The following is a 17,035-nucleotide window of genomic DNA, read 5'->3' as shown; positions in this document are numbered from 1 at the left end:
CCTCAGCCCTCGGCGTCCCGCACCTCGCGCGCGACGTCCGGGCGGTCGGTGATCACGGCGTCCGCGCCGCGGCGCAGCAGCTTGCCGACGTCCTTAGCGTCGTTCACCGTCCAGGCGTGCACCTTCAGCCCGTGCTCGTGGCTCTTCTCGACGACCTTCCTCGTCGTCCAGCGCATCGGCGGGTGGATCGCGCCGACCTTGAGTTTCTCGACGTACTTCCACGGCTTGAACAGCGGGTCGGTGTAGAGCGCGCCGAGCGGCAGCCGGCTCAGGCCCTGCAGCCGCTTGAGCGAGTAGTGGTTGAAGGACGACAGCACCACCTGGGACGCGACGCCGGCGGCGTCCACGAGCTCCTGCACCCGCTCCTCGAGCCCCTTGTAGGCCATGCGGTTGTTCTTGAGTTCGATGTTGATGTCCTTGCCGGAGTCCGCGATCAGCGCCAGCACCTCGGCCAGCAGCGGGACCTTCGTCCCCGCGAATCCGTCGCGCCCGCCCGAGGCGTCCAGCCGCCGCAGCTGGGCGGCGGTGTGGTCGGCGACCCAGCCGTGGCCGTCGGTCGTCCGCTCCAGCGTCTCGTCGTGGATGACGACCACCTGGTCGTCGCGGGTGAGCTGGACGTCGCATTCCACCCCGTCGGCGCCCTGCTCGAGGGCGAGCTCGAACGCGGGCAGCGAGTTCTCCGGGGCGTAGGCGCTGGCTCCGCGGTGCCCCCAGATCTTCGTCACGGGCCGAGTGTGCCAAAGCCGGGTGGCCTTCCTGTGGGCGCCGGGCAGCGCGTCCCCGAGGGTTCACCCGGGCGGACCCATCAGGTCGCCCGTGGGACACCGGCGGCTCACCGACGACCCCGCCGTCAAGTGAAGACTGAACAGCCGCAGCGTCGGGGTGGCGCCCCCCACCTCGTCACGGCAGGGCGGGCGGCGATAGGTTCCACAGATGAGGACTCCCAGCGCCATCGACCGCATCGCCGACGACTACACGCACGCCTACGCCGCCCTGCGCCCGCTGGAGGCCACCGCGATGGGCCTGCCCGGCTACGACCACCTCATGGGCGACCACTCCCCCGCGAGCCACGACGCCGTCGCCGACCTGAACCGCCGCACCCTCGCCGCACTGGACGAGGCGGACGTCGCCGACGACACCGACCGCGTCACCGTGGCGGCCATGCGCGACCGCCTCGGTCTCGACCTGGAGCGACACGAGGCCGGGGAGCACCTGCGCAACCTGAACAACATCGAGTGCCCCGTGCAGTCGTTCCGGGACATCTTCGACCAGATGCCGACGTCCACCACCGCCGACTGGACGACCGTCGCCGAGCGGCTGGGCGGGCTGCCCGAGGCAGTGGACGGCTTCCTCGCGTGCCTCGAGGAGGGCCGCTCGCGCGGGCTGCGCCCCAGCCGCCTGCAGACGACCGACGCGCTCGGCCAGGCCGAGACGCTGGCCGACCCGGCGTCCTCGTTCTTCGTCGCGTTCACGCGCGGCGCCCGCCCCGACGGCGCCGAGCCCGGTGCGGACCTCGCGCAGCGCCTGACCTCCGCCGGGGACGCCGCGGCCGCCGCCTACGGCAGGCTCGCGGCCTACCTGCGCGACACCGTCCTGCCGGACGCCGTCGAGGACCCGGCTTTCGGACGCGAGCGTTACCGCTTGGCGTCCCGGCTGTTCGTCGGCGCCGAGGTGGACCTCGACGAGACCTACGAGTGGGGCCTGGCCACGCTCGCCGAGATCGCCGCGGAAATGGAGGCTCTCGCCGAGAAGATCGCCGGGCCGGGGGCGTCCGTGGCCGACGCGGTCGCCACGCTCAACGCCGACCCCGACCGCATCCTGCACGGCACCGACGAGCTGCAGCGGTGGATGCAGCGGACGTCCGACCAGGCCATCGCCGATCTCGACGGCACCCACTTCGACATCTCCGAGAAGATGCACTCGCTCGAGTGCTGCATCGCACCGACCCAGAACGGCGGCATCTACTACACCGGCCCCAGCGACGACTTCAGCCGTCCGGGACGCATGTGGTGGTCCGTGCCGCCGGGCGTCACCGAGTTCACCACCTGGGCCGAGAAGACAACCGTCTACCACGAGGGCGTCCCGGGCCACCACCTGCAGATCGCCCAGGCGGTGCAGAACTCCGCCGAGCTGAACCTGTGGCGCCGGCTGGCCTGCTGGATCTCCGGGCACGGCGAGGGCTGGGCGCTGTACGCGGAGCGCCTGATGGACGAGTTCGGCCACCTCAGCGACGACGGCGACCGCTTCGGCATGCTCGACAGCCAGCGGCTGCGCGCGACCCGCGTCGTCCTCGACATCGGCTTCCACCTGAAGAAGGAGGCGCCGGCCGAGTACGGCGGCGGCGTCTGGGACTACGACAAGGCCTGGAACCTGCTGCGCAGCAACGTCCTGATGGAGGAGAAGGCGTTGCGCTTCGAACTGCACCGCTACCTCGGCTGGGCGGGCCAGGCGCCGAGCTACCGGCTCGGCCAGCGGGTCTGGGAGCAGGTCCGCGAGGAGGCCCGGCAGGTCGCGGAGGGGCGCGGCGAGGAGTTCTCGTTGAAGGAGTTCCACACCCGCGCGCTGAACCTCGGCGCGCTCCCGCTGGACGTCCTGCGCGCCGAGATGACGCGCTGAGACACCCGCACCGAATGCCCCGGGGCCCTCGATAGAGTGAGGCACCGACCGATGAAGGGGGCAACCGGTGGGTAAGCAGTCCTACGTGCTGGCGATCGACCAGGGCACGACCAGCACGCGCGCGATCGTCTTCGACGGGGACGGCCGCGTCGTCGGCGTCGGTAACCGCGAGCACAAGCAGCACTACCCGCGGGCGGGCTGGATCGAGCACGATCCCCGCGAGATCATGGACAACCTCGACCGCGTCGTCCGGGACGCGATGCGCAGGCTACGCATCCGCACCAGCGACCTCGCCGCCGTGGGCATCGCCAACCAGCGCGAGACCGTCGTGGTGTGGGACCGGCGCACGGGGCGTCCGATCCACCGCGCGATCGTCTGGCAGGACACCCGCACCCAGCCCGAGGTGGACGCCTTGGCCGACGGCGACCCCGACCGGTTCCGCGCCAAGACCGGCCTGACGCTGTCGTCGTACTTCGCGGGCCCGAAAGCCGCCTGGATCCTCGACCACGTCCGCGGGGCGCGCGCCAAGGCCGAGCGCGGCGACCTCGCGTTCGGCACCATGGACTCCTGGTTGGTCTGGAACCTGACCGGAGGGCCGCGCGGCGGCGTCCACGTCACGGACGTCACCAACGCGTCGCGCACGCTGCTGATGAACCTGACCACCTGCGACTGGGACCCCGAGCTGTGCGAGCTCGTGGGCGTCCCGATGGCGATGCTGCCGACGATCGTGTCGTCCTCCGAGGTCATCGGCGAGGCCACCCGGCGCTCGTCGCTCGCGGGCGTCCCGATCGCGGGCATCCTCGGCGACCAGCAGGCCGCGGCGTTCGGCCAGACCTGCTTCGAGCCGGGCTCGGCGAAGAACACCTACGGAACCGGCTCGTTCCTGCTGATGAACACCGGGGTCGTCCCCGTGCCCAGCCAGCACGGCCTGCTCACCACGGTCCTCTACCAGCTCGGCAACAAGCCTCCCGTCTTCGCGCTGGAAGGCCCGGTCGCCGACGCCGGCTCGGTCGTGCAGTGGCTGCGCGACGAGATCGGGATGATCTCGAAGTCCGCGGACGTCGACCGGCTCGCGTCCACCGTGCGTAATACCGGCGGCGCCTACATCGTCCCGGCGTTCTCCGGGCTGTACGCGCCACGCTGGCGTCCGGACGCGCGGGGCACCATCGTCGGCCTGACCCGGTTCGTGACGAAGGCGCACCTGGCGCGCGCTGCGCTGGAGTGCACGGCGTTCTCCACCTGGGAGGTCGTCAACGCGATGAACAACGACGTCGAGGCGTCCGGGCTCGGCACGGGGCTGCGCGGGCTGCGGGTGGACGGCGGCATGGTCGGCAACGATTCGCTGATGCAGCTGCAATCCGACCTACTGAACGTCCCCGTCGTGCGGCCCGAGGTCCCCGAGACCACCGCGCTGGGCGCCGCGTACGCTGCCGGGCTCGCCGTCGACATGTGGCAGGGCCTGGACGAGCTCGCCGAGCACTGGCGCATCGAGAAGCGCTGGGACCCGCAGATCTCGGACGAGGAGCGCGCCCGTCGCCTGCGGGTGTGGAACAAGGCCGTCGAGCACAGCATCGACTGGGTCGACACCGACACCGTCACCGACGACCTGCTCGCCGACGAGATGTACCGCTGACCCCGAGCTGCGGTGTCTGCTGGCCTCAGGCGCGGCGCAGGCCCACGGACGTCGGGATCGGCTCCACCTGCCCGCCCACGTGGACCACGTTCGTCCCGTCGACGGTGACCTGCGTCCGGTAGCACCGCAGGGCGCGCACCAGGGTGTCCAGGAGGTCGGGCCGCTCGACCCAGAAGGCGTCGTCGGCGGGCGGGCGTCCGGCGTCCGAGCGCGACCAGGACACCACCTCGACGAACGGGATGCCGAGTTCGGACGCCGCGGCCGCCGAGGTGGAGTGCAGGGCGATGTGGTCGGGGTGGCCGTAGCCGCCGCGCGGGTCGTAGCCGACGATGACGTCCGCGCCGACCGCGGAGGCGTACGCGACGATGTCGGCGGTGACGGCCGAGGGGTCCGCGAGGCTGAGGGCGTCCTCGGCCGCGTCGTCGCCCGGCCCGGCGAGGGTCTCGGCGTCGTCCACCCAGCGCATGCCCGAATCGGTGTAGCGGTGCTCCACCCCGGACGCCGACGCCGGCGGCCGGCCCAGGAAACACAGCTCGCTGACCCCGAGCTCGGCGGCCGCGCAGGCGAGCTCGCGCTCGCGGGCAGCGGCCAGCTCGGGACTGCCGGGGGCGACGTCTCCGGCGGCGACCTCGCCGGCCTCGCCCCGGGAGGCGGTCAGCACGGCCGTCCGGACGCCGCGCTCGGCGAGTTCGGCCAGCACGACGCCCGTCGCGAGCGTCTCGTCGTCGGGGTGCGCGTGGACGAACAGAACGGTGGCAAAAGCCTCGAGCGGGTTGGTCGGCACGGCGGTTCCTTGCGGTGAGTCGGGTGAGGTTCTGTTCATCGTCCCAGATTCGGCGACGGGCGGTGGCTCATGGTCCCGCGGACCCGTCCGGCTCGGGCGTCCGGGATCGGCTCTCACGCGTCCGCGGACGGCCTCACTCGTCGGTCGCCAGCCCGAGCTCGGCGCGGACGATCCCCAGCGCGTGGGCGGGTTCGAGGTGCAACTCGCGGACCAGCGTGGCGTAGTCCCGCGCCGCCTGCGCCGCGGCCTTCACCCGCGCCTCGTCGGACCCGGCGATGAACGACCCGCGGCGTCCTCGGGTCTCGATCTGCCCGGACGCCTCCAGCTCCCGGTACGCCCGGGCGACGGTGTTGGGCGCCAGACCCAGCTCGTCGGCCAGCCCGCGCACGGTCGGCAGGCGGAAGTTCGTCGGCCACCGTCCCGACGCGCGCAGCGCGGCGATCTGGTCGCGAATCTGTTCGTAGGGCGCCGCCTCCGCCTCGGGGTCGATGCGCACTCCGCTGTTCACCCGCTTGTTGTACCAACGAGCGGCGGGCCACCACAACCGGGCGGCTGGCAACGCCGTTCACTTCAGGACGAGGGCGACCAGGACGGCGGTCTCCACCAGGAGCAACAGCGAAGGAGACGTGAGTCACGTTCTCTTCGGTACGTGTGGGGGGATCATTCGGGCTGGGCGAAGGTCTGCGCGACCAGCGGCGGCAAGTACAGGTCCCCGAACGCATGGTCGAGATCCTTGTGCACCAGGCCGCCCTGCATGACCACCCGGACGTTGTCCAGCAGGCCGAGCTTCTTGGTCTCGTTCGGGTCGAGCGGGTTGAACTTCACGGCCACCAGGTCCGCGAGCTTCCCCTCCTCGAGGGTGCCGAGGTGCTCGTCGAGGCCCATCAATGTGGCGCCGTTCTTCGTGCCGGAGACGATCGCTTGCATTGGCTCCATGCCCAACTCCACGAGGTGGCCGATCTCGCGGAGGTTCAGGCCGTGCGGGACGATCGCGGCGTCCGTGCCGGCTGCGACCCGGACCCCGCGCTTGATGGCGTTCGTGATGTTCTCGCGCGCCAAGGACGACCACTTCACCTTCTTCTCGTACAGATAGGCCGGAACCTTGGCGGGGTCGGGAACGCGCAGCGCCGACGCCAGCGTGGGAACCAACCAGATGTCCTTCTCGAGCAGTGCGTCAACCGCCTCATCGGTGATGCCGTAGCCGTGTTCCACGGAATCGACGCCGCCCTCGATGGCCTGCCAGATGCCGTCGATGCCCTGCGCATGGGCGGCGATCGGGCGTCCCCCTCGCTTGCTGAGTTCCTCGCGCATCAACTCCAACTGGTGCGCGGTGATGCCGACATCATCGGGGGTGTCGGAAGGGGAGGAAACTCCGCCGGTCGTCGCGACCTTGACGCAGTCGGCACCCGAGCGGATGAGCACGTGGATCGCCTTTCGCGTCTGGTCGTCGGAGTCGATGAGGTTACCGCCCTCGATCTCCGGGAAGTCGACGGTGCTCACAGGATTGCCATTGCGCAGATGGAAGTCGGCGTGTCCGCCGGTCGGCGAGAGGATGGTGATCGCGGTGTGTGTGCGAGGCGCAGCGACGTCTCCGCGCTCGAACACGTTCCGTGCAAAGCCGTAGTCCAAACCGCCCAGATCGCGGACGGTCGTGACACCAGCCATGAGCGTGAGGCGCGCGTTGCGTGCGACGGCCATCACCTTCTCGCTGGCAAAAGCGGCGTTGGGGTCCAGGCCCCCCTCAAGACCCGCGCCGAGGTGCGTGTGCACGTCGATGAAGCCCGGAAGGATGGTGTACCCGGACGCGTCGATCACCTCGTCGCCCGAGCGGGCCCCTGGACGGCGCTCGCCGACGTAGTCGATGGTGCCGCCCTCGATGACGATCTCCGTCGATGAGGGGATCGGCGCCGGTGCCGTCGATGACGGTAGCCCCGACGATGCTCTTGGTGCCGTCCGCCTCAGGATGACGCGGCAGGTGCGGTGTTGCGACGAACACTGGATTCTCCTTATCAGTCCCTCCACCGGGGCCCGCAGGCCCGGCCGAGGGACGAGGAGCTGATTCCCCTCTTCCGAACGAACGCTACTCGCACCGAATCAGCTCGTGTGACCGCACGAGGAGGACCGGCGATGCCGGAATCGTCCGGCACGATCGTCACCATTCGCGACGAGGCGACGAGGACAGGCACTCCCGGGCCGCTGGCAACGCCGTTCGCCTATGCTGGCCAGCGTCCACCTGCCCATCGCCGACCTGCCAGCCCTCTTCGCCGACCTCGCTGTCCCCCGTCCTCACCCGGCCGCGGGATCCACCCCCGAAGGAGACCTATGGCCGACTCTGCCGCCCCTCGCCCCCGCCGTCGACGCCGCCTGTGGCTCTGGATCCTGCTGGGCATCGTCGCTCTCCTGCTGATCGCGTTGATCGCGGCGGCGCTGTTCATCGGCCCGTACCTCGGCTTCTACCTCATCAAGCCGAGCGCACCGGACTACGCCGAGCAGGCCGCCGACCGCATGGAAGCTGGCCTTTTCGCCGACGGCCCCCAGTGGACGGCCGCCCGCGAGCGCCTGATCGCCGAGACCCGCGACGCCACCAGCTACGAGCAGACGTATCCCGCGATCGAGCGAGCGCTCAAGGTCGCCGGCGGCAAGCACAGCTTCTTCGTCACCCCGGCCAAGCGGGCCGCCGGGCCCGACCCGTCCCGCGAGCAGCCGTCCGTCTCCCGCGAAGGCGGCGTCACGACCATCCGCATCCCCGAGCTCGGCGCCGAGGACCAGGAGTTCAGCCAGCGATTCGCGCAGACCGAGGCGGACGGTATCCGCGCCAACGCCGCCCAGACGTGCGGGTGGATCATCGACCTGCGCGGCAACCGCGGCGGCACCATGTGGCCGATGCTCGCCGGCGTCGGGCAGTTGTTGCCCGACGGCGACGCGATGTACTTCAAGCCCCGCGTGGGCCAGCAGACGGCCGTCACCGTCAAGGGCAACGAGGTCGGTATCGGCGGCAACGCGATGGCGAAGGTCGAGCCGGGCGCCAAGATCACCCAGCCCGTCGCCGTGCTGCAGGACGCCGACACCGCGTCCTCCGGCGAGGCCGTGCTGGTGTCGTTCCGCGGCCTTCCGAACACCCGCACCTTCGGGACGCCCAGCGCCGGCTACAGCTCCGCCAACCAGGGCATGCCTCTGGCCGACGGCGCCGTGATGCAGCTCACCACGAGCGTCTACGCCGACCGCGCGGGACGCACCTACGGCGACCGTATCGCCCCCGACACCCCCGCCCAGGACGCCGTCACCGCGGCCAAGGCGTGGCTGGCGAGCAAGGGCTGCCGTTGAGGCGGCGCGTCGGGGTGGGTCAGTCGGCCGAACCCGGCCGGTCGACCCGGAACAGCGCCGTGCCGGTGTCGTAGAACGCATCGGTCAGGCCCAGGTCCCGCATGCCGATGCGGCGGGCCACCGCCTGGGAGGCGACGTTGTCCGGGTGCGTGACGGCTAACACGTGGCTGAGCCCGCCCGACCAGGCGTGACCGAGGACGGCGGCCGCAGCCTCGGTGGCGACGCCGCGGCCCCAGGCGTCCGGGTGCAGGTGCCACCCGATCTCGATGTGCCCCGACTCGGGCCGCGGAGCCCCCGGTCGCCGGTCCGGGGCCGACGCCGGCAGGCCCTTGAGCAGCAGCGTCCCGTAGCGGTCGCCGGACCCGGCGTCCGTGATGGCCCAGATCCCTTGCACCGGATCGTCCACCGCGCGGTAACGGACGAGCCGCTGCTCCGCCTGCGCCCGGGTGGTCTGCACCGAGCCGTCCCCGATGAACCGCATCACCTCGGGCCGCGAGTACAGGTCGAGCAGGAAGTCGACATCGCCGTCCTCGAAGGGCCGCAGGAACAGCCGGTCGGTTCGCAGGGTGCTCATGACGGCTCACGCTAGTCGGCATCGCCTGAGCTCGCGTGTCCCAGGCGTGCCGACGTGCGCTCCGGATGACCTCATCGCACTCGCCGCACCCGCGACGCGCGCGATCGAAGCTAGGAGGCGCTCGCCTCCGGCGCGAGATACCGGTCGACCGTCGCCCGAAGCTGTTCTGCGTACTCGTAGATGCTCTCCAGGCCCTCGAGATCGACGCGGGTCACGTTTTTCTCAGCGTCGAAGTACCCCAGCCGCTTCACCCTGCCGTCGAAGTAGAGGCGGGCGATCGGTTTGCGGTTGTTGTCGTCCAGCAGAATCGCGCAGTACGAGGCGGCGTCTCGCATGGCCACCCGCGCGATGGGCACCTGGCCGGCCACGATGGCTCTGATGATCCGGAAGCCTTCGCGTTCGTCCTCCGTGGTGTGGACGTTGCTCTTGCCGTCAGAGGCGATGGGCGCCGACGCCACCTCCTCCGCGACCGATTGGGGCGCTGGTTCCCTCGCCGACGGCTGCTCGTGCGGTGCCGCACCGATGGACGGAGCCTGGTCGGCCAGCGCTGTCTTGAGCCGCGAATTGAGCCGATCGTTGATGTGCTGTGCGGCCGCCTTCGCCGTCAGATCCGAGAACGTCTCCAGGACGCGCGCGGTGAGAAAACCGGTGTAGACACGCTTCGCGAAGAGCCGGACGAAGTCCTCGCTGGGCTCAGCCATCTCCTTGGCGATCTCCCTCTTCATGGCCGAGACGTACTTGAGTTCCTCGGCGGACGCGATGACCGAGTCCAGATCGAAGGATTCCTTCGCCATCTTGCGCAGATGCGGAATGGCCACCGGATCGATGTCAAGTAGGTCCAGCACGAGGAGCGGCCGCTCATCCATGATGTTGGCCCGGTCCAGATCCGTATAGAAGTTCCACGTTCGGCCATTCGTCAGGACGCCGATACGTGCGTCGGAGACGTGGAAGTAGCGCACCAACTGGCTGGCGTGCGCAAGGGACAGGTCCTCCCCCACCTTCTTGGCCTCGATGAGGATATTCACCTTGCCGTCCCGCATGATCGCGTAGTCGATCTTTTCGCCCTTCTTCAGGCCCACGTCGGCGATGAACTCCGGAACCACTTCGGCCGGGTTGAAGACGTCGTAGCCGAGCACCTGGGAGATGAACGGCATCACGATCGCATTCTTGGTCGCCTCTTCGGTGGCCAGAGAAGTCCCGTACTCGTTCGCGCGACGTGCCACATCGGCCAAAGTGTCTTCGATATCTGCCACGGTGGCGCCCTTGCCTTCCAGTCGAGCAGCGCTCATCGCTGCACATGCGACATTGTGCACCAATAGAGTGCCACCCAGCGGCCCTTCGCTCGTGACGAGTTTTCTCCAGCCCTTTACCGCTATTTGCGGTTATCCGCCCACATCTCGTTAGCGCGTAGCGGCATACCCATTCAGCGACGGTGACCGGGGGCCCCACGTGGTAGCACACCTCGCTGCCACGTCACAAACGTCACACTCGTTGCCGGGCCGGGCCCATGCGCACGCTCAGCGGCGGCGTCCTCGGTGCGTGAGTGTGACGTCTGTGACGCCATCCGCGACGAAAGAGCCCTGCCCGGAACCGGACGGGGCTGGATCGGAAGGGGCCGGCGTCAGCCCTCGGCGACCACCGCGAGCACGGCGTCGCCGTATCGGGACAGCTTCGCCTGGCCGACGCCGGAGATGCCCGACAGCTCCTCGAGGTCGGCCGGTCGCGCCGTGGCGATCGCGGCCAGCGTCGCGTCGGGGAACACGACGTAGGCGGGCACGCCCTGCTCGGACGCCGTCTGTTTGCGCCAGGCGCGCAGCTTCTCGAACAGGTCCTGCTGCGGCGCGTCGAGCTCGGCCGCGGCGGAGGTCGTCTTGCGCCGGGAGCGTCCGACACGCTCGGGCTCGGTGCGCAGCGGGACGGATACTTCCCCGCGCAGCACCGCGTTGCTGTCCTCGGTGAGGTCGAGGACGCCGTACTCGCCGCGGACGTGCAGCTTGCGCTGCGCGAGCAGTTGCCGCACGACGCCGCGCCACTGCTGCTCGGTGAGGTCGTGGCCGATGCCGTAGGTGGACAGCTGATCGTGGTGCCACTGCCGCACCCGCTCGGTTTCGCGGCCGAGCAGGATGTCGATGATCTGCCCCGCGCCGAACGACTGGTTCCGCTCGGTGCGCAGCCGCACCACGGTCGACAGTAGTTTCTGCGCGGCGACGGTGCCGTCCCAGGACGTCGGCGGGGACAGGCAGGTGTCGCAGTTCCCGCACGGCTCGCTGTGCTGGCCGAAGTACGCGAGCAACTGCCGGCGGCGGCAGTCGACGGTCTCGCAGAGGGCGAGCATGGCGTCCAGGTGCAGCGTTTGGGCGCGCTTGCGCTGCCGGTCGCCCTCGCCGTCCTCGATCATGCGGCGCTGCTGCACGACGTCGTTCAGCCCGTAGGCCAGCCAGGCCGTGGACGGCAGCCCATCGCGCCCGGCGCGTCCGGTCTCCTGGTAGTACCCCTCGATCGACTTGGGCAGGTCGAGGTGGGCGACGAAGCGGACGTCCGGCTTGTCGATGCCCATACCGAACGCGATGGTCGCGACCATGACGAGACCGTCCTCCCGCAGGAACCGGGCCTGATGCTCAGCGCGGATCGCGGCGTCCAACCCAGCGTGGTACGGCAGCGCGTCGACCCCGCGGTCGCACAGCCATTGAGCGGTCTGCTCGACCGAGCGACGGCTGAGGCAGTAGACGATGCCGGCCTCGCCGGGGTGCTCGTCGCGGATGAGCGCGAGCAACTGCCCGCGGGCGTCCTGCTTGGGGGCGATGCGGTACTGGATGTTCGGCCGGTCGAAGCTCGACACGTAGACGGCGGCGTCCTCAAGGTGCAGGTTGGCGACGATCTCGCGGCGGGTCTCCTCGGTGGCCGTCGCGGTGAGCGCGATACGCGGCACGGACGGCCACCGCTCGTGCAGCAGCGTCAGCCCGAGGTAGTCGGGCCGGAAGTCGTGCCCCCACTGGGCCACGCAGTGCGCCTCGTCGATGGCGAACAGGCTGATCGGGGCCCGGTCGAGGAGCCCGGCGGCCCCCTGCAGCCGCTCGGGCGCGAGATAGACCAGGTCGAGTTCGCCGGCCAGCAGCGCCGCCTCGACCGACCGGCGCTGGTCGAGCGACTGGCTCGAGTTCAGGAACGCCGCCCGCACGCCGAGTTGCTCAAGGGCATCCACCTGGTCTTGCATGAGCGCGATCAGCGGCGAGATGACCACGCAGGTGCCCTGGCTCACGATCGCGGGGATCTGGTAGCACAGGCTCTTCCCGCCGCCGGTCGGCATCAGGACGAGGGCGTCCCCGCCGCGCAGGACGTGCTCGATGATCGCTGCCTGATCGCCGCGGAAGGCGTCGTAGCCGAAGACCCTCTGCAGGGCGTCGTGCGCCCGGCTCATGAGCGCATCGGGGGGCGCCGAGGAGGGCTGGGGCATGCCCGCCATGCTACGCGCGACCGCCGACGCTCCCGGCGCTGGTCCCGGCGTGACAACCCCGGGACGCCCCGCGATCATGGCCGGGTGAACCGCCGCGAAATCGACCGTCGCCTCTGGGCGCTGACGCTGCCGACCTTCGCGACGCTCATCTCCGAGCCGCTGATGGTGCTGGCCGACACGGCGTTCGTCGGGCACCTGGGGACGCCGGCCCTGGCCGGCCTGGGTATCGGCGGCAGCGCGCTCGGCCTGCTGCTGGGCCTGTCGGTGTTCCTCGCCTACGGCACCACCTCCCGCGTCGGACGCCTGCTCGGCGCCGGCGACCGCCCCGGCGCGCTGGCCGCCGGGGTGGACGGCATCGTCCTCGGCGCCGGGCTGGGGCTGGTGCTCGCGGTCGCGCTGTCGCTGGCCTCGCCGTTCGTCCCGGGCTGGTACGGCGCCACCGGACCGGTGGCGGACGCGGCGAGCGCCTACCTGCGGATCGTCGCGTTCTCGCTCCCCGGCGCCCTGGGCGTCCTCGCGGCGACGGGCGTGCTGCGCGGGCTGCAGGACACCCGGACGCCCCTGGTCGTCGCGGTCAGCGCCAACGTCCTGAACGTCGCGCTGAACGCGACGCTGATCTTCGTCGCCGGGCTGGGCATCGCGGGGGCGGCGCTCGGCACCACGCTCGCGCAGACCGCGGCGGGCGTCGTGCTCGCCGCCACGGTCGTCCGGACGGCGCGGGCGGCCGGAGCGCCTCGCCGGGTCCGCCCGGCCGCGGTGCTCGCCGCGGCGGCGTCCGGCGGGTGGCTCGTGATCCGGTCCGCGGCGCTGCAGGTCACGATGCTGCTCTCGACGGCGGTGGCGACGCGGCTCGGCGCAGCCCAACTCGCGGCCCACCAGGTGACGAACGCGCTGTGGTCGTTCCTGTGTTACGTGCTGGACGCCATCGCGATCGCCTGCCAGGCGCTGATCGGCAACCGGCTGGGCGCCGGCGAGGTCGAGGAGACGCGTGCCATCACCCGGCGTTCGCTGGGCTGGGGCGTCGCGTTCGGGCTCGGCGTCGCGGCGCTGCTGGCGCTGGCGCGTCCGCTGCTGATCGGGGTGTTCACCCCGGACCCGGACGTCCGAGGGCCGCTGCTCGGGTCGGTGCTCGTGCTGGCCGCGATGGTGCCGCTGGGAGCCATCGTCTTCGTCCTCGACGGCGTGCTCATCGGCGCCGGCGACGCCCGCTACCTCGCCTTCGCGAACTCGCTGGCGACGGCCTGCTTCGTGCCGCTGGCGCTGCTGGTGCGCCCCGGACCGGACGGCCTGACCTGGCTGTGGGTCGCCTACAGCGGCTACCTGCTGGCCCGCATGCTGACGCTGGTGGTGCGAGCCCGCGGGGACGCCTGGCTGCGCACGGGGGCGTGAGGCGTCCGTCCGTGATCGGAGGCGTCGCCGGCGCGTCAGGCGAAAGGTCTAGGCTGACGCCGCACCATCCAAACCGCGCGAACGAACGGAGGGACCCGTGACCGACCGACACCCCGGCGAGCCGCTCACGAAGAGCTCGCAGCAACTCATCCGCGAGGCGGAGGCCCGCGTCCAGACCGTCGGCCAGGACGAGGCCGAGGGCATGCTCAACGATCCCGACGTCTTGTTCGTCGACATCCGCGACCCCCGTGAGCTCGAGCGCACCGGCATGATCCCCGGCGCCTTCCACGCCCCGCGCGGCATGCTCGAGTTCTGGGTCGACCCAGAGAGCCCGTACTACAAGCCCGCGCTCGACACCGGCCAGAAGCTGGTGCTCTACTGCGGCTCCGGCTGGCGCTCGGCGCTGTCCGCGGCGACGCTGCAGGACATGGGCCTGCCCAACGTCAGCCACCTCGAGGGCGGATTCACGGCGTGGTCCGAGGGCGGCCGGCAGGTCGTCCCCTACGAGCGCCGGTCGAAGAAGTAGCGCCAACGGCGAGGGCCGGACGCGCGGCCCGGCCCTCGCTCCGTGCGGGACGCAGGCCTAATACCCCTGCGCAGGGTCGACGACGTTGCGCAGCTCGCGTCCGTCGAGGAACGCCCGCAGGTTGTCGCAGAACAGTTCGCAGATGCGCTCGTCCTCACGGTGATCGAGGCCGCCCGAGTGCGGGCTGACGAGCAGGTTCTCGAGGTCCCACAGCGGGGATTCGGCGGGCAGCGGCTCGACCTCGAAGACGTCCAGAGCGGCGAAGCCCACCTGCCCGGAGCCCAGTGCGTCGGCCAGGGCCGCCTCGTCGATGACGGTGCCGCGCCCGACGTTGACGACCGTGACGCCGCGCTTGGCCGCCGCCAGCATCGCGGCGTCGATCAGGTGGGTGGTCTGCGGGGTGCCCGGCAGCGTCAGCAGGATGTGGTCGGCGCGGCCGACGATCGAGCGCAGGTCGTCGAGCGCATGCACCTCGTCGACGTTCTCCACGTCACTGACCCGCCGCTTGACCCCCAGGACGGTCATCCCGAGCGCCTTGCAGCGTTTCGCCACCTGCTGGCCGATGCCGCCGAGCCCGACGACGAGGGCGGTGCTGCCCTCGATCGGGTGCCCGACGACCCGGTCCGGCCACGCATGGGCGCGCTGCTGGCGCTGCAGCCGGGGAAGCTCCTTGGCGCCGCAGAACATCCCGAAGATCGCCCATTCGGCCAGCGGGACGCCGTGGACACCCGCGGACGTCGTGAACGTGATGCGTTCGTAGGCCTCGTCCGGGAGTTGCGCGGCGACAACCTGGCTTCCACCGCCGGCCGCCATCGTCTGCACCCAGCGGAGCTTCGGGTTCGCCGCGACGGTGCGAGCCAGCTTCGATGGCGTGACGTCCGGGATGCCGTAGAGGACGTCCGCGGTGTCGATCAGCTGCTCGAAGCGGGCCTCCTGTTCGGGCGTCCGCGACCACGACGGGTCGCCGTCGAAGTCGGCCGGATGCCGCATCGGGGGCAGCAGGTCTTGATCGGCGACGACGTCCACCCGGGGGTCGACGGCGGCGATCCGTTCCACGAGCTCGGGCGCGAGCGGGGCGGCGACCACCACCCGCACGGTCTGGTTCGGAGCGATCGGCTCAGCCATGACGGACGACCTCCCCCTTCACCGCGTCCTCGAGCGACGTCAACGAGCGGCCGGCGGTCTCGGGGGTGACGAAGGTGGTGGCGAACGTGATCAGCGAGAGCACCAACGAGTACAGGCCGATCGTCCACCAGGCGTTGCCCGTCATCGCGAGGAACGCGGCGCCCAGCATCGGGGCGAGGCCACCGGCCAGCACCGCGGAGATCTCGCGGGCCATCGCGACGCCGGTGTAGCGGTGGGAGTTGCCGAACAGCTCGGGCAGCATCGAGCACTGCGGGCCGAGCATGCCCTGGACGCCGATGCCGATGCCGACCGCCATGACCAGGATCACCAGCCACGGGTTCCCCAGCGTCAGCAGGTAGAACGCGGGCATCGCCACGATCGCGGAGAACAGGGCGCCGAAGCGGTACACCCGCACGCGGCCGAACCGGTCGGAGAGGGCGCCGAAGCTGACGACGGTGACCATCGAGAGCGCCGCCGCGACGACGGCGCCGATCGGCCCGGGGTTGGCTTGGCCCTTGAAGACCGCCAGCGACCCGACGAACGCGATCAGCAGCGAGGTGTAGATCGAGGAGTTGCCGTTCTCGGCCATGCGCAGGCCGATGCCGATGAGGATGTTCTTGCGCGAGGAGTGGATGGCCTGGCCCAGCGAGATCTTCTCGGGCTCGACCCCCTGCTCGTTGAGCACCTCGAACGTCGGGGACTCCTTCAGCCGACGACGGATGTAGACGGCGACGAGGACGAGAACCGCGCCCAGCAGGAACGGCAGGCGCCACAGCCAGCTGTGCAGCAGGTCGGTGTGGGCCAGCCCCAGAAGGGCGAACGTGCCGGCGCCGAGCAGCGTTCCGAGTTGGATGCCGACGAACGGCAGCGCGGCGAAGAAGCCGCGGCGCGGGGCAGGGGCGAACTCCGAGATCATGACGGTGGCGCCCGCCTGCTCGGCGCCCGCGCCGAGCCCCTGCAGGATGCGGAGCACGATCAACAGGATCGGCGCCAGCACGCCCGCGGTCTCATACGTCGGCAGCAGGCCGATCAGGAAGCTGGAGCCGCCCATCAGCGCGATGGTGACGATGAGGACGATCTTGCGACCGAAGCGGTCGCCGAGGTGGCCGAAGACGAGGCCGCCGATGGGCCGCGCCGCGAAGCCGACGGTGATGGTGCCGAGCGAGGCGATGAGCCCCCCGGCCTCACCCAGCGGCCCGAAGAAGAGGTGGGAGAAGATCAGCGCGCTGGCGAGACTGTAGATGTAGAAGTCGTAGTACTCGAGCGCGGATCCGACCGATGACGCGAGCGTCGCGCGCTTGAGTTGTTCCGGATCGACGGACGGCTGCTCTGGAGCCTGCTGTGGAGCGGACATGGTGCAATCCCTGTTTCGTCATTGAAGTGGTTCCCCTCAGTATGAACCTCAGATCGAACAGAGTTCAATAGATTGAACAAAAAGTCTCGGTTTCATCACACGGAACCCGCTGGCAGCGTCAATTCAGAGGCGCTCGCGCAGGACGAAGGAGGCCGCGCATGACGCAGGGCACGCGCCCGATCGGCGACGGCGTCCGAGCGACGGACGCGGCGTCCCACCGGCGGCCGCGGGGCGTCCAGGGTCGAACCGATCGCGG

At 70.6% G+C, this 17,035-nt stretch carries 14 protein-coding genes; 5 read left to right on the top strand and 9 right to left on the bottom strand.

The window, feature by feature from the left end; genetic code table 11:
- Positions 1–2 precede the first annotated feature (2 nt).
- Positions 3–725: a glycerophosphodiester phosphodiesterase gene (locus tag BN1187_RS06270; protein ID WP_040159579.1), complete on the bottom strand. Its 723-nt coding sequence runs from the start codon at positions 723–725 to the stop codon at positions 3–5.
- Positions 726–933: 208 nt separating this feature from the next.
- Between BN1187_RS06270 and BN1187_RS06265 the strand changes: the two genes are divergently transcribed.
- Positions 934–2,616: a DUF885 domain-containing protein gene (locus tag BN1187_RS06265; RefSeq protein WP_040159577.1), complete on the top strand. Its 1,683-nt coding sequence runs from the start codon at positions 934–936 to the stop codon at positions 2,614–2,616.
- A 67-nt stretch (positions 2,617–2,683) separates the two neighbouring features.
- Entirely contained in the window at positions 2,684–4,249 is a 1,566-nt protein-coding gene (glpK, locus tag BN1187_RS06260; protein ID WP_052462373.1) for a glycerol kinase GlpK, read from the top strand.
- 25 nt (positions 4,250–4,274) lie between these two features.
- Here the strand turns inward: glpK and BN1187_RS06255 are convergent, their stop codons facing one another.
- The 3 genes from BN1187_RS06255 to BN1187_RS06245 all read right to left on the bottom strand — a co-directional run bounded on the left by BN1187_RS06255 (position 4,275) and on the right by BN1187_RS06245 (position 6,848).
- Positions 4,275–5,033 carry a PIG-L deacetylase family protein gene (locus BN1187_RS06255; protein ID WP_040159575.1) on the bottom strand — a complete coding sequence of 253 codons (759 nt, stop codon included), beginning with the start codon at positions 5,031–5,033 and terminating at the stop codon, positions 4,275–4,277.
- Positions 5,034–5,166: 133 nt separating this feature from the next.
- Positions 5,167–5,541 carry a GntR family transcriptional regulator gene (locus BN1187_RS06250; protein ID WP_040159573.1) on the bottom strand — a complete coding sequence of 125 codons (375 nt, stop codon included), beginning with the start codon at positions 5,539–5,541 and terminating at the stop codon, positions 5,167–5,169.
- Positions 5,542–5,693: 152 nt separating this feature from the next.
- Entirely contained in the window at positions 5,694–6,848 is a 1,155-nt protein-coding gene (locus BN1187_RS06245; protein WP_218184574.1) for a metal-dependent hydrolase family protein, read from the bottom strand.
- Positions 6,849–7,355: 507 nt separating this feature from the next.
- Here BN1187_RS06245 and BN1187_RS06240 point away from each other — a divergent pair.
- Positions 7,356–8,357, top strand: a complete 1,002-nt coding sequence (locus tag BN1187_RS06240) for a S41 family peptidase (protein ID WP_052462372.1) — start codon at positions 7,356–7,358, stop codon at positions 8,355–8,357.
- Between the two features lie 19 nt (positions 8,358–8,376).
- On the opposite strand, the gene BN1187_RS06235 is transcribed toward BN1187_RS06240, so the two are convergent.
- From BN1187_RS06235 to recQ, 3 genes are all read right to left on the bottom strand, one after another.
- Positions 8,377–8,931 (bottom strand): GNAT family N-acetyltransferase, encoded by a 555-nt coding sequence (locus tag BN1187_RS06235; RefSeq protein ID WP_040159571.1) that lies wholly within the window; start codon positions 8,929–8,931, stop codon positions 8,377–8,379.
- A 110-nt stretch (positions 8,932–9,041) separates the two neighbouring features.
- Entirely contained in the window at positions 9,042–10,220 is a 1,179-nt protein-coding gene (locus BN1187_RS06230; RefSeq protein WP_072041974.1) for a type I restriction endonuclease, read from the bottom strand.
- A 332-nt stretch (positions 10,221–10,552) separates the two neighbouring features.
- Positions 10,553–12,385: a DNA helicase RecQ gene (gene recQ / locus BN1187_RS06225; protein ID WP_052462371.1), complete on the bottom strand. Its 1,833-nt coding sequence runs from the start codon at positions 12,383–12,385 to the stop codon at positions 10,553–10,555.
- 84 nt (positions 12,386–12,469) lie between these two features.
- Between recQ and BN1187_RS06220 the strand changes: the two genes are divergently transcribed.
- Together BN1187_RS06220 and BN1187_RS06215 are read left to right on the top strand one after the other, a co-directional pair.
- On the top strand, positions 12,470–13,774 hold the full coding sequence (locus tag BN1187_RS06220; RefSeq protein ID WP_040159565.1) for an MATE family efflux transporter: 1,305 nt from the start codon (positions 12,470–12,472) through the stop codon (positions 13,772–13,774).
- A gap of 97 nt (positions 13,775–13,871) precedes the next feature.
- Positions 13,872–14,300: a rhodanese-like domain-containing protein gene (locus BN1187_RS06215; protein ID WP_040159562.1), complete on the top strand. Its 429-nt coding sequence runs from the start codon at positions 13,872–13,874 to the stop codon at positions 14,298–14,300.
- A gap of 57 nt (positions 14,301–14,357) precedes the next feature.
- Here BN1187_RS06215 and BN1187_RS06210 read toward each other — a convergent pair whose 3' ends face one another.
- Entirely contained in the window at positions 14,358–15,425 is a 1,068-nt protein-coding gene (locus tag BN1187_RS06210) for a D-2-hydroxyacid dehydrogenase (RefSeq protein ID WP_040159560.1), read from the bottom strand.
- Entirely contained in the window at positions 15,418–16,779 is a 1,362-nt protein-coding gene (locus BN1187_RS06205) for an MFS transporter (protein ID WP_040159559.1), read from the bottom strand. Before BN1187_RS06205 ends, BN1187_RS06210 begins: the two co-directional genes overlap by 8 nt.
- Positions 16,780–17,035 lie beyond the last annotated feature (256 nt).

Source organism: Nigerium massiliense, from assembly GCF_000826085.1.
Taxonomy (GTDB): Bacteria; Actinomycetota; Actinomycetes; order Propionibacteriales; family Propionibacteriaceae; genus Propioniciclava; species Propioniciclava massiliense.
The sequence above is the reverse complement of the archived record's forward strand: the minus strand, read 5'-3'. Positions and strand labels throughout refer to the sequence as shown.